An 11,847-nucleotide genomic window follows, 5' to 3' on the forward strand; every position below is an offset into this window, starting at 1 on the left:
TCTCCGGGCTTACTTACCACTCACAGCCCTTTTTTCATCGTCACCCGTATCATTCGGGCCACGTCTTCAAAGGGTAGGACTTCATCCTCTCCCCAAACTACTTCTGCCGAGCCGGTCAGATAGACGGTTTCGCCGGTATCAAAATTCATAAACAGTAATCCCACCCGCTGATCCAGGGTCAGGTTGCCGATGGTGTTGAAGAAGTTGTTGCCGGAATAGTCGGGGATCAGCAGCCGCTGTTGGTCATCGAACTTAAGAAAACCTGGTTCTCCGCCTCTATGGGAAACGTCCACGCCCCGGTTGCGTGACTGCTGACCGTCGTCAAAGGCGCTGGCAATAAAGAAGGTGTCGGCACGGGTAATCAGGTCGATAACTTGTTCGGGCCACTGGCTGAAGGCCTTACAGGTAAATTTCTCGTGTTCAGTGGCTGGTGGTGGGGGGCGTGTGGTGATGTATTTGGGGCAGTTACCGAAACTCTGGGAGACGTTGACGCTGAAGCCCTGTTCATCCCGCACAGTGATCACACCATTGGCACGATTGCGGCGGCGGGTGATGAGCTGAATGCCCAGCAACCCGATAGGACGGCCGGTTTGCAGGCTGTTGGCCAGGGGGTCGCCAGGGAGAGGTTTGTAGTTCACATCCAGTTGGGTGGGGGTGGGTGACTGGATAAACCCCGGCTCACCAAACAGGGCGGTGGCCCACAGGTCGCCGGCTTCATCTTCGGCACCGAGAATCAACATTGGCAGTTGTTCGAACAACTGCCGATGCTGGTCGGGCATATGGTCGCGGATCAGAAAAGCCCCCATGGCGGTGACTTTATCCCCGTTATTGCCAATCTTGTTGCCTGTGGCACGGGCCCGCGCGGCCAGTTCGCCTCGGTGCCAGGGGTTGTTGAGATCCTCGTTCCTGTCGCTGCTCATGGTGTCCGGTTCAGTTGAGTGCAAAGAATTCTACCCGCACACCACCGGGGATGGTACACATCATATGGTTGAAGTCCGTTCCTTTCAGAGCTTCCGGGCTGAATTCAAAATTCACACCTTCCACATCGGCTAATTGCCCGTGTAACTGTTCCAGTGCAGCTTTATCGGGAACCGCCAGGGCGAAATGGTGCAGGCCAATATTGTGGTGGCGGTCGAAGGGGGTGGCGGTATCAGGGTCTTTTGCCTGCCACAGGGTGAGCATCACGGTACCGTCGCTGATAAAGATGGACGGGTAGTTTGGATCGCCACCCACCTCGGTGAAATTCAGTTGTTGCTTGAAGAAGTTGCCGGTCTGGTGGATGTCGCGCACGGTCAGTCCGAGATGGTGGATGCCCCGGGTGATATTGGTTGCCTGGTTCACAATGCTGTCCTCTGGTTTCTCTTCGTTTAAAGAATTGGGGTGTACAGATCTGTATACCTGCATCCAAGGGTAGGTGAACAGATCTGTTTATGTCAAGCCGTTGGCGCTATACTTCACAAATTGTTGTAAGAGGACCTTGTTGTTATGCAACCGCGCCGCCAGCACCTGATTGATACCGCCTACCGTTTGTTCAATGAACACGGCTACCACGCCACCGGCATAGACTGGATTCTGGCGGAGTCCGGGGTGTCGAAGGCCACGCTGTACAAATATTTCCGTAGCAAGGAGGAACTGATTCTTGCGGTGCTGGAGCAGCGTCACCAGCAGTTGATGGATACGTTGGAACAGGCGGTTGATGAGGCGCGCAGTGAAGGGCGGGAGCCGGTACTGGCCATTTTCGATGTGCTGGACAACTGGTTTAGCAGCGATGGTTTTTTCGGTTGTAACTTTATCAATGCCAGTGCCGAGTACAGTGGGGCGGGGGATGTGATTCACCAATTTGCTGCTCGTCACAAACGGGATATGGAGCAGTTGATTAGAGAAAATCTCACCAACGACCCCGACGGATCGTTGGCAGAGGAACTGGCGCTGCTGATCGACGGGGCCGTGGTCTACGCCCAGACCCGCGGTGATCGCAGTGCCGCAAAGATGGCCCGTAAGATGGCCAAGCAGTTACTGGTGGCTAATCAGTAGGGTTGGATTATCACTTTGTCCTGTTTGAACAGGGGGATCAGCAAACGCTGACGCTTGGTGTCAATGCCGAGGTCGGCCGGGGCATCTACTGCTTCTGTCAGGGTGCTGAAGCTGCCGTCGGGATGGTAGACATAAATGGCTGAGCCGCCCCAGCTGGACATGGCGTATTGGCCCTTGTGCAACTCAACCAGCCCATCCAGATTGCCGCTGGGTGGAGTGGGCAGCTTGTTGATACCACCGGAGCTATTAACACTGTACAACTCCCCTGAGCCGAAGCTCACCACCAGTAATTCGTCTCCCTTTACCAGCACGCCATTAGGGTGTCCCATATCGGCATCATTGATGATCAATTGATGGTCGCCATTGGCGCTGACTTTGTAAATACCGTCAGTTCCGGAGGCTTTGAATTCCTCCAGGTAACCGCTATCTGTCACATAAACACTGCCATCGCCAGCGGGGGTGATGCCGTTAAGAAACACGCTGCTTTCAATGGTGACAGAGGCTTTCTGGGTTCCGCTGGGTAATTCAAAAATCTGTACCTGGTTGCGATCAGTGACAAACAGCAGGTTGTCGACAATGGCGGCACCTTTGGGGGAGTGCAGGGTGATGCCGTCTTTCGCGCCATCAATCCATTTCAGGTTAATTACCGTGCCATCGGGTTTGATCTTTGAAATAAAGCCGTTACCGGCTGCATCAAACGGGCTGCCATTGATATTGGTCACCAGGTAGACATCTTCATCGGCGTAGTACTCAACGGATTCCGGGGTAGCAAAGCCTACGTCTTCAACAACAATGGCGGTTGTTTCATTGCCACCGGCGAGGGTATTCAAGGGCCAGGATACCGCCAGAAGTAATAGCCAGATAAGTCCTTTCGGATTGCGTGCTTGGTTCATGATGTCTCCTCGTCTTTGTATGAGGTCATTATTGTTAGAGAGTAGAAGTCTGTAGACCGCATATCAGAGTAGGTAAACAGATCTGTTTAAGTCAAGTTAATAGGTTCCGCTTCGACCAGGGGTTGATATCGGCAATCAAATGAATATAGCAGCGAAAATAAGCGCCTGTAATGAGCTTTGCTTCATAGACCTCTGTCGCGATTGCCCCTACAACACAGCAGGCAAGTAGGGATGGTCGTCACTTTAACGGGAGGTGGTCAAAAATACCCTACCACGATGGTGCTCCAGGGCGCTGTGAATTTATCTAATAACAACCGGGAGTGTTCTATGTCGTTATCTGTGATTGGTGCCGGGTTTGGTCGCACTGGCACCATGTCTCTGAAAAAAGCTCTGGAAACATTGGGCCTGTCGCCTTGCCATCATATGGAGGAAGTGTTCAAAAATCCCTGGCAGTTACTTTTCTGGGAACGGGCGGCTAAGGGTAAAAAAGTGGATTGGAGCGAGGTCTTTCAAGGCTATAGCGCCTCGGTGGACTGGCCCAGTGCCCATTACTGGAAAGAACTGGCGGACTTTTACCCTGAGGCAAAAGTGGTGTTGAGTGTGCGCCCTCCGGAACTGTGGTGGGAAAGTTTTTCTGCCACCATCAAAACGCTGCTCGAAGTCAAGGGCCAGATTCCCGAGGAATACCCTCGCTCGGTGATTGATATGGCGGACAATATCATCCGCGAGCAGACCTTCGGGGGTAGTCTTGAAAAAGAGGCAGTGCTTGCCGCGTTTCAGCAGCGGATCGACGATGTAAAACGCACCATTTCCCCAGAACGGCTCCTGATCTTTGAAGTGACCCAGGGCTGGCAGCCGTTGTGTGAGTTCCTGGATGTGCCTGTCCCCGATGAGCCGTTCCCCCGCACCAATGCCAAGGTGGAATTCTGGGACGTCTTCAGCGGCGGTGTGTCTCCAGGGAGCTGATCTGTCACTCCAGTTTCATCGTACTCCCCGCTGAACATGTTAAATATTTCATGTAACATAATTCTCCCCTGCGGTCCCGGCATATCTGCCGGGTTTAACCCGCAAACCGGTATGAATTAATAACGGGAGAGGCACTGCCCTCATCCGGAGAATAAGCGAGTTGGAGTGAAGAACGATGGAGTACGAAGAGGTTAAGGCCCTGCGCGAGGCCTGGGGTGACAAAGACTGTGATCACCCGGGCTTTACCGATGAAATTCTGTTTGGTTCCAAAACAGGAGATTTTGTCTGTATCCAGTGTGGTAAATCTTTTACCAAGCGGGAAAGAGATTCTATGAACCGGGCGGGTGTCCACCCCAAGCTCACTCAACTGACTGAGCAGAATAGAATACTTAAGGAACGCATTGATATTATCAATACTCGCAAGAGCAAGTTTGAGTCAATGGCAGCCGAGGTGGGAGGCCATACGTTGCTGGACTCGCTGTTACTGCAGCAGCAAGGCGTGATTGCCCTGCTGGACGAGATGATTGAGTCGACAGAATCGAGCTGATGTTGCCCTAGGGCAACCCAGTGAGGCAGCTTTTGGTGCCCGGACGTTTAGCCGGGCATGCCTGAAATCAGTGAACGCCTACTTCAACGGCCTGAATAAACTCAACCATAGTGATTCCTAGTGCTTTTGACAGGTTTTCTATGGTTGTGATGGTTGGCTGTTGCTTGTTTCCCTCAAGTAACGAAATAGAGCGCATGGACAATCCTGCTTCGAACGCCAGATGCTCTTGTGAATAACCCTTCGACTGCCTGATTTCTTTTAGAACTCGTGAGAACGTCATTCTAGCCGTCACTTTCCTGTTCCTCTTTTATAGTTATCTATCCAGGGATGTTTTATATTTTTTTATTTCAGGGTGACTAAGGTCCTATGGTCTTGCGTTGATCAGTGACATGTCCCCTGAAATGTCTCTACTACTGCCAATAGTTTTTTTTATTCGGCGTTACGGGGTGTTATCTCACTCATATGTCCCCATTTGAGCGCCCGATTTTGGACAAGATTCTGCACTCAGATGGCCTTGGTTACATCAGCAATACCCCTTACATGACTAAGGATTTTCCTGAAGACCTTCTCAGGTTTTAGATCATGACAGCTGAAAAAGCCAGAAATGCCCGTCATTAAAGGGCTTAGAGGCGACAGTGGTTGCCCTGGCTGCTTGGTTAGCTAAGCGAAAAAAGTGAAAAAATGAGTGCGTTAGAAGTCAGCTCCGGGGAAAGAAAAGCTGGTCTCGAAGACGGGACTTGGTTGCGGTTGTCAGGCGTCGATCAAGCCATGTCGAATGGCAAGGCGGGCAAGTTCTGCCGAGTTAGAGACATTGAGCTTCTGTTTGATATTGGTGTGGTGGGTGCCGACGGTTTTCGGGCTCAGGTTAAAAATCTCAGCGATGTCGTTGACTGTCTTGCCTTCAGCGAGGAGCCTGAAGATTTCAAATTCCCGCTGGCTGAGATTTTCCAGAACATTGGTCATCCCGCTCAGCTTCATAACGGCTATTTGTTGGGCGATGTTGGAGCTGAGGTAGATCTTTCCTTCTGACACTTCATGAAGCGCCTTGTACATTTCTTCTGGAGCGCTTCTTTTGGGGATGAAACCTTTAGCCCCGGCTTTCAATGCCTGGTTAGTAAAAATACTGTCTTCATAGACGCTAAGAACCAGGATTTTGGCCTTGGGGTCATAGCAGATGATTTTTTCAATGGCGCCCAGTCCACCAATGCCTGGCATGGAAATGTCCATCACGACCACATCGGGGTGGTGTTTTTTGTAGAGGCATGCGGCCAGCTCGCCGTTGTCCGCCTCCAATACTTCTTTAATGCCCTCGCCGTCCTCAAGGAGGCGGCGAAAACCGGCCCTGACAAGTTCGTGGTCGTCGACCAGCAATACGGTGAGGTTGGCAAAGCTCATAGTATATGCTCCGCTTCGAGTGGTATTTTGATCTTTATTTTAACGCCATCACCAGGCTTGCTAACCAGCTTAAATTCGCCATTCAGGTTTTGGGTTCTCTCCTGCATACCAAGTATCCCAAAATCCACATCAGAGTAGAAATCTTTGATTTGCATTCCCTTGCCGTTGTCGTAGATATCCAGGTACAGCTTGCGTTCATTGTGAACATGGGCCACTGATACGGTGATTTGAGAACAGCCTGCATGTCGCACGGCATTGGTGATAGATTCCTGGATGATACGGAAGATCGTCATGTTGATTTCTTCGTCCAGGTTGTTCAGGTTGCCGGAAAGCTGCAAGTGAAATTTGATATCTGGTTGTCTCTCCTGCCAGGTCTCGATAGTGTCCTGCAGGGTGAGCACCAGCCCCAGGTCGTCAAGGGATGTGGGGCGTAGTCTCGCCAGCATGTGGTGAACCACATCATAGATATGACTGGCTACGTCAATGATGACCTGTGCGCTATGGCTGATTTTCGGGTCGGAATTGTTGTTGCGGTTCCTGATGAGTACGGCGTCGGTTTTAATTGCTGTCAGGCATTGCCCCAGCTCGTCGTGCAGCTCCCTGGCGAGGTTGCGTCGTTCATTTTCCTGCACGTTGGCTATGTGCTGTGTAAGCAGTCGGGACTCACGTAGTTGGTGTTTTGCCAGTTCAGCCTGCTTGTGCTCTGTCACATCGCGAACGGTACAAATGAAGCCGATAGACTTGTCTTCCATGTTGGCCAAGGGCGAGATGGATAGCAACATGGAGGAAGTACATTGGTCTTCCTTGTTGAGTGTGATTTCCATGTTATCGATAGACTGTTTTTCTTCGATAATATTTATGATCCGTTCTTCATAACCTCCGAGTTTCAGGTGCAGAAATGATTTTCCGTTCAACCCGGATGCCAGCTCCGGGAACATCTGTTTGGCGGCGGCATTGAAAAAGGTGATCTTACCGGTGTGGTCCAGGGAGACGATGGCATCGCTGGATTGCTTGACCAGGGTGGCCATGCGCTGGTTTTCCTCAATGCTTCCCTGCAGCGCCTCGCCCATGCTGTTAAAGGCATCGCTGATATTGTTCATTTCCTTTATGGAAAAGTCAGGCAGTCGGACATTCAGATTACCTTTCCCAAAGCCAGCCAGTGCCGTGGAGATGTATTCCAGCGGACGCAAAAGGCGGTTGATGCCCACGTAGAGAATGAGAAGAATAAACACCGAAAGTGCGGCACCAAAGGTAACCAGAGCTCGGATGTCTTGCCAGCGTTCAGTGATCTCCAGTATGGGTTCCGCGTGTATCACCAGCATGCCGCCAGCAAAACGTGTCACTAGCGGTTTGATGGTGGGCGAGAGCATCTTGATAAACAGGTCAGGGGGTCTGGTCAGGTTGTCGGTGTTTGGGCCTCCGGCGTACAGCAGTTGGCCGTTTCGATACACCATGATGTAAAGACCGCGAATTTCACTCATCACCTTGACCAGGTCTCCCATGCGCTGGTGTGCCGTTGGGGAGTTCCTGGAGGGGGTGGGAGGCATGGCTACGGACAACAGATGGGCGGCAGCGGTCATGGCGCTCTCCACCTTGGTATGCACCGATTGGCGCGCATTGGTGATGAGAATGCCGGTGGTCATTATCAGGGTGATAATGAGTAACATGGCGAAGAAAAGGTAAATTTTAAGTCTGAGGCTCATATTCTTATCGTCGTTGGTCAAGCCTGAAAGTTTTTCAGGATATCGCGATTTGCAGTTGGAGCCTAGAGCTGTCCCTGTGTCTTGGCTATGACCTTTCTTTATTAAATAGGACCCACATGGGCGGACTTTTCCTTTATTTTCAACCTGATGTTCGGGATACCCGTGTTATGAGCTGGCACCGGCAGGTATAGGCTCAACAAACTTTACAGGCTGCACGGGGGTTTTCTTGTTGGCCACCATGGCCGGGGCGCATTGTTTGTCATCGTTGATAATAACGATGCATTCCAGGCACTGTATGCATTCGTCGTAATCAATTTTCCCTGTCCGATCAATGGCATTGATGCCGCAGCGGTGCCTGCAAACTTGGCAGGGGGAGCCACACTCTTTGCGGCGATTAAGCCATTCGAAAATACGCAGCTTACCGACAATGGCCAGTCCTGCGCCCAGTGGGCATACATACCGACAATAGAATTTGTGGATAAACATGCCGGCCAGCAACAGGAGCAGGGCATAGGCGACAAACGGCCAGGAACGAACGAAGTAAAAGGTCATTGAGGTCTTGAATGGCTCTACCTCAGATAGTTGTTCACTAAGTGCTGAGGAGTAAAACGCGGAGGCGATCAATACAATAAGGATCAGATATTTCAGTTTGATCAGTTGAGTGTTCAGTTGCGGGGCAATACGAATCTGCTTCAGTTTTAATTTGGTGCCGAGCCAGGCCGCCATTTCCTGAAGTGCGCCAAATGGACAAAGCCACCCGCAAAACAGGCCGCGGCCCCACAGAACCAGGCTGACCACTGTAAATATCCAGAGAATGAAAATAATGGGGTCAAGCAAAAAGAATTCGAGGTTGAAGCCTCTCCAGGTTTCCAGCAGCAGGGTATAAATATTGATGACTGATAGCTGGCCTTGAGCGTAAAAGCCAATAAAAAAGAGTGTGAAAAACAGGAAGGCCCAGCGGAAACGATGAAAGGCCTGCGTCTGTTTGCTGATGGCTTGCTGCTTAATGAAGACAATGGTGAGCAGTAACAGAGACAGACTCAGGATGGAGATATCCACTATCCGATTCTTCCATATACCTTTCCAGATGGCTTCATCCTTTTCAACGGGCTCTTCCGGCAACAACTCGAATAGATCTTCGGGTAGGGTGTAGCTGTCCTGGAAGCGGGCTTCCAGAAACCTCCCGTTTGGCAGTCGCAGGTCCAGATTAAGGGTGAGCTGCATGGGCTTGTTGGGTAGAAGCTCGAAGGATGCCGGAATTTTAAAAATATGCACGTTGCTCATGCCGGTGTTCAGTTGTGCCTGCTCAATCACGGTGCGGTCAAAAAAGTCGATGTCAAACAGAGGCATCCGCAGCCCCTGTTGCTCGATATACAACTTTTTGGCCTGGGAGTTGGGGACAAAATCAACACCCAGATAGTCATAAAAGCCGTCGGCAAACACAACGATAGCCTGCTCTCCTGGTTTAAGAGCTTTCTTGAGGCTATTAAAGCTGGCCTCACCGAGCAGGTTTTTACCGATGAGGGGCGAGTTCAGGTAACCGTAGTGAAAGTTCAGGTCTGCTGCCGGGTCACTGACGTCAAGGTTTGGGTCTTCGTAATGTTTTAGGGGTAGGCCGGTTGCCCGTTCTACTTTATGACGAGTGATGGTCCATTTGCGAATCAGTCCCTGATCGAGCAATTCCTGCCAGGACAATGGAGTATAGGCATCCTCTTTGGCAACAACGCGTTGTTGTTGGTAAGCCGCTATTTTCAGCCGTGCCACGTGCAGGGCGGAAGACAGGACCGTTTTGTTGACAACTGCCAGAGAGATGGTTGCTTTGCTGATGCCGTCAAAATGAGCTGTGCCATTGATGACTTCCCTGGCAGTCTCATTTGGGCGAGTTTTGATGCTGTTATCGATAATGACCTTGGTTTTAATGTCCAGACCTTTATATTGGTTTACGAAGCGCTGCATGGCGCCGACCAGGTCGTGATTAAACATCGGCTCGTGGTGTTCCAGAACTCGCACACCCTTTAATGTGCCAGCGGTATCAATGCCGATGAGTAAGTTGATGGGTTTTCCCGCAAAGCCCCTTAGGTCGACCAGGTCGATAGACTGAAAGGCATAACCCACCAGTTGATCATTGCCATATACAGGCCAGGCGGCAACATCCGTAAGCTTTTCTCCCGCACGGTCAGCGTTATCAAACAAGGTCGGGATCAGCGTCTGGATGGGTTGGTTGGTGGAGTTTTCAGTTGCAGAAACCAGGCTGGTTGAAGCGGCAAATAGAAGCAGGCACCAGGCGAGGCCGGTGAAAAAATTTATTTTGATATTCACGAAAGACCTGGCTTTTGACATTGTCTGGGTCGGTATCTTCTCTGAAATAGGTTGCTTGTCGGTTATTGGTCTGGAGTGTCTTTATCTAGAGCAGCTGGGCTGCTCATTTGGCTGTTGGTGTTGTTGTCCTTTTCAGCCTTTGTTTCGACGTCCTTTTCAGCGGCGTTATTGTGGCCGCCTTGCTCCATATGGCTGTTGCCGTGATCACTGCGAGAGGGTTCTGGCTCTCCCGCCACGATTTCTACACTTGGCACAGTCATGGCGTTAGCAGGCGTGACAATGTCCGGGGCTATTATGACCGGGATTATTAAAGTGGCTGCCAACAGCAGGTAAATATGACGTAAATGTGGCATGAGTTGATCTTGGTTGTGATGTCAGTTTTGTATTGTTTGGGATGGCATGGCCACTACAGGTTTGCAGCTTGCCCCTATGTCACTTGCCTTTATTATCTTTATGTCAGTTCCAGCCTTTGATTATAGGAAAATTGGGCAAGAAACTGTCCATGAAGATTAGTTCATAGCGATTGGAATCCATCGGTGTTTTAGTTTGGATGCTGGGATAGAGCCTTGGTGCCTTCTGCTTGTGGAGGTGTGGGCTCTGCTCACTATTTACGCTAAAAACAACCTTTGGGGTGAGTCCAATGAAAAAGACTAAAAAGGCTGCAGTACTTCGTATTGCAACGCTGGCTGCCGCAATGTCCACAGTGGGCGTGGCGCAGACAGTATTGGCCGAAGAGGCGGCGGGACCTTCCTGGAATATATCCGGCTGGGTCAATGAAAGCATGTCTTACTACGATGATGGTGAAGGCAGCGACATGGTGCAGATGTCGGATAACGGTACCACGCTGGGTAGCAGGGTGACGTTTTCCGGGTCCACTAAACTGAATGGTGGTCTAGACGCCGGTTTTGATGTGACCATCGAACCGTTCTCCGGTAACCCGAACTTCACAGGTAACGGCAACCAGATCACACCGCTGGTGTTCTCCAACCAGGACAACATCGATAACTTCAATGGTGGTGATATCGGTCTGCTGGGCAGCAGCGTTTATCTCGGCGGCAGCTGGGGTAAAGTGACCATCGGTCTGCAAAGTATGCCAACGGATAACATCGGCGTACTCGGTGATCCTTCCATGACCATCTGGTCCGGCGTGGGCGCACTGTTCCGTGGTTCCGGCTTCTTTATTCGCGGCCTTAATGGCGAGGCGTTAGGCGGTGCCGTCAACTGGGGCAGTTTTGCCCAGTGTATGACGTCAAATGGTCTGGGTATCGGTATTGACTGTAACGGGGTATACCGCAACGGTATCCGTTATGACCTGCCCGCGTTTGGTCCTGTTAGCATTGCCGTTGGCTATGCCAATGACGATATCTACGATATTGCTGCCAAGTATGCTGAGAAGATTGGTGATGTAGAGGTCAGATTCCACCTTGGTTACGCCTATAACGCCAATGGTGCAGCTAACGTTGCAGAACGTACTATTAGCACTAGCTCTGTAGACACCGGTATGACAGCTGGTGGCGATCCAGTCATGGCAGACGTGACATCAGTAGCGTTGGGCGATACCGACTCTGAAATGTTTACCATGCAGCTGGGTATGATGGACACCGTAACTGGCTTGTTTGGTAGCTTTACCTGGCAGCATGAAGAGGCGGGTGGCGATGTTTCCGACTACGCTGAAGATGAAAATGATGCGTATTACACCAAGCTGGGTATTCGCAAGCCCTTTACCAAGTTGGGTGATACGGCGTTTTACGTTGAGTACGGTCTGTACAAGGATCAGTACAGTGCAGCGATGGGTGAAGCCGGCATTACAGGCACAGAGCTGACCCGTACAGGTATGGCCCTGGAGCAGTACTTCGGCAGCAAGATGATCATTTACGGAAAATATGAGCAGCTCGACATTGATGTTGATGGCACACCGGCTGCTGAGAATGTCTATGATGATGTTGATGAGCTGGACCTGTTCTCCCTGGGTGTGACTTACTTCTTCTGA

Annotated in this window: 12 protein-coding genes; 4 read left to right on the forward strand and 8 right to left on the reverse strand. The window is 51.0% G+C overall.

The window, feature by feature from the left end; genetic code table 11:
- Positions 1–20 precede the first annotated feature (20 nt).
- Positions 21–920 (reverse strand): pyridoxamine 5'-phosphate oxidase family protein, encoded by a 900-nt coding sequence (locus tag Q8A57_RS10960; RefSeq protein ID WP_305171151.1) that lies wholly within the window; start codon positions 918–920, stop codon positions 21–23.
- A 10-nt stretch (positions 921–930) separates the two neighbouring features.
- Positions 931–1,341: a VOC family protein gene (locus tag Q8A57_RS10965; RefSeq protein ID WP_305171152.1), complete on the reverse strand. Its 411-nt coding sequence runs from the start codon at positions 1,339–1,341 to the stop codon at positions 931–933.
- 144 nt (positions 1,342–1,485) lie between these two features.
- Here Q8A57_RS10965 and Q8A57_RS10970 point away from each other — a divergent pair, with 144 nt between their 5' ends.
- Positions 1,486–2,034: a TetR/AcrR family transcriptional regulator gene (locus Q8A57_RS10970; RefSeq protein WP_305171153.1), complete on the forward strand. Its 549-nt coding sequence runs from the start codon at positions 1,486–1,488 to the stop codon at positions 2,032–2,034.
- Here Q8A57_RS10970 and Q8A57_RS10975 read toward each other — a convergent pair.
- Positions 2,028–2,927: an SMP-30/gluconolactonase/LRE family protein gene (locus Q8A57_RS10975; protein WP_305171154.1), complete on the reverse strand. Its 900-nt coding sequence runs from the start codon at positions 2,925–2,927 to the stop codon at positions 2,028–2,030. The genes Q8A57_RS10970 and Q8A57_RS10975 overlap by 7 nt on opposite strands.
- A 327-nt stretch (positions 2,928–3,254) precedes the next feature.
- On the opposite strand from Q8A57_RS10975, the gene Q8A57_RS10980 reads away from it, so the two are divergent.
- Together Q8A57_RS10980 and Q8A57_RS10985 are read left to right on the forward strand one after the other, a co-directional pair.
- Complete coding sequence (locus tag Q8A57_RS10980; protein ID WP_305171155.1) at positions 3,255–3,893, forward strand: sulfotransferase family protein; 639 nt, start codon at positions 3,255–3,257, stop codon at positions 3,891–3,893.
- Positions 3,894–4,068: 175 nt separating this feature from the next.
- A complete protein-coding gene (locus Q8A57_RS10985; protein ID WP_305171156.1) occupies positions 4,069–4,440 on the forward strand; it encodes a hypothetical protein in 372 nt (123 codons plus the stop codon).
- A gap of 67 nt (positions 4,441–4,507) precedes the next feature.
- Here Q8A57_RS10985 and Q8A57_RS10990 read toward each other — a convergent pair whose 3' ends face one another.
- The 5 genes from Q8A57_RS10990 to Q8A57_RS11010 all read right to left on the reverse strand — a co-directional run bounded on the left by Q8A57_RS10990 (position 4,508) and on the right by Q8A57_RS11010 (position 10,210).
- Positions 4,508–4,720, reverse strand: a complete 213-nt coding sequence (locus tag Q8A57_RS10990) for a helix-turn-helix domain-containing protein (RefSeq protein ID WP_305171157.1) — start codon at positions 4,718–4,720, stop codon at positions 4,508–4,510.
- A gap of 470 nt (positions 4,721–5,190) precedes the next feature.
- Entirely contained in the window at positions 5,191–5,835 is a 645-nt protein-coding gene (locus Q8A57_RS10995) for a response regulator (protein ID WP_305171158.1), read from the reverse strand.
- Positions 5,832–7,538: an ATP-binding protein gene (locus tag Q8A57_RS11000; protein ID WP_305171159.1), complete on the reverse strand. Its 1,707-nt coding sequence runs from the start codon at positions 7,536–7,538 to the stop codon at positions 5,832–5,834. Before Q8A57_RS11000 ends, Q8A57_RS10995 begins: the two co-directional genes overlap by 4 nt.
- Positions 7,539–7,703: 165 nt before the next feature.
- A complete protein-coding gene (locus tag Q8A57_RS11005; protein WP_305171160.1) occupies positions 7,704–9,857 on the reverse strand; it encodes a 4Fe-4S binding protein in 2,154 nt (717 codons plus the stop codon).
- Between the two features lie 62 nt (positions 9,858–9,919).
- Entirely contained in the window at positions 9,920–10,210 is a 291-nt protein-coding gene (locus Q8A57_RS11010) for a hypothetical protein (protein ID WP_305171161.1), read from the reverse strand.
- A 287-nt stretch (positions 10,211–10,497) separates the two neighbouring features.
- Here Q8A57_RS11010 and Q8A57_RS11015 point away from each other — a divergent pair, with 287 nt between their 5' ends.
- Positions 10,498–11,847 carry a porin gene (locus Q8A57_RS11015; protein ID WP_305171162.1) on the forward strand — a complete coding sequence of 450 codons (1,350 nt, stop codon included), beginning with the start codon at positions 10,498–10,500 and terminating at the stop codon, positions 11,845–11,847.

The sequence above is a fragment of the Porticoccus litoralis genome (assembly GCF_030676955.1).
GTDB classification, from domain to species: Bacteria; Pseudomonadota; Gammaproteobacteria; order Pseudomonadales; family Porticoccaceae; genus Porticoccus; species Porticoccus litoralis.

Excerpts from the sequence above, each read along its gene's own strand:
- Q8A57_RS11015 (WP_305171162.1), top strand. The coding sequence starts at position 10,498 with ATGAAAAAGACTAAAAAGGCTGCAGTACTTCGTATTGCAACGCTGGCT.
- Q8A57_RS10960 (WP_305171151.1), bottom strand. The coding sequence starts at position 920 with ATGAGCAGCGACAGGAACGAGGATCTCAACAACCCCTGGCACCGAGGC.
- Q8A57_RS11010 (WP_305171161.1), bottom strand. The coding sequence starts at position 10,210 with ATGCCACATTTACGTCATATTTACCTGCTGTTGGCAGCCACTTTAATA.
- Q8A57_RS10990 (WP_305171157.1), bottom strand. The coding sequence starts at position 4,720 with ATGACGTTCTCACGAGTTCTAAAAGAAATCAGGCAGTCGAAGGGTTAT.
- Q8A57_RS10995 (WP_305171158.1), bottom strand. The coding sequence starts at position 5,835 with ATGAGCTTTGCCAACCTCACCGTATTGCTGGTCGACGACCACGAACTT.
- Q8A57_RS10985 (WP_305171156.1), top strand. The coding sequence starts at position 4,069 with ATGGAGTACGAAGAGGTTAAGGCCCTGCGCGAGGCCTGGGGTGACAAA.
- Q8A57_RS10975 (WP_305171154.1), bottom strand. The coding sequence starts at position 2,927 with ATGAACCAAGCACGCAATCCGAAAGGACTTATCTGGCTATTACTTCTG.
- Q8A57_RS10980 (WP_305171155.1), top strand. The coding sequence starts at position 3,255 with ATGTCGTTATCTGTGATTGGTGCCGGGTTTGGTCGCACTGGCACCATG.
- Q8A57_RS11000 (WP_305171159.1), bottom strand. The coding sequence starts at position 7,538 with ATGAGCCTCAGACTTAAAATTTACCTTTTCTTCGCCATGTTACTCATT.
- Q8A57_RS10970 (WP_305171153.1), top strand. The coding sequence starts at position 1,486 with ATGCAACCGCGCCGCCAGCACCTGATTGATACCGCCTACCGTTTGTTC.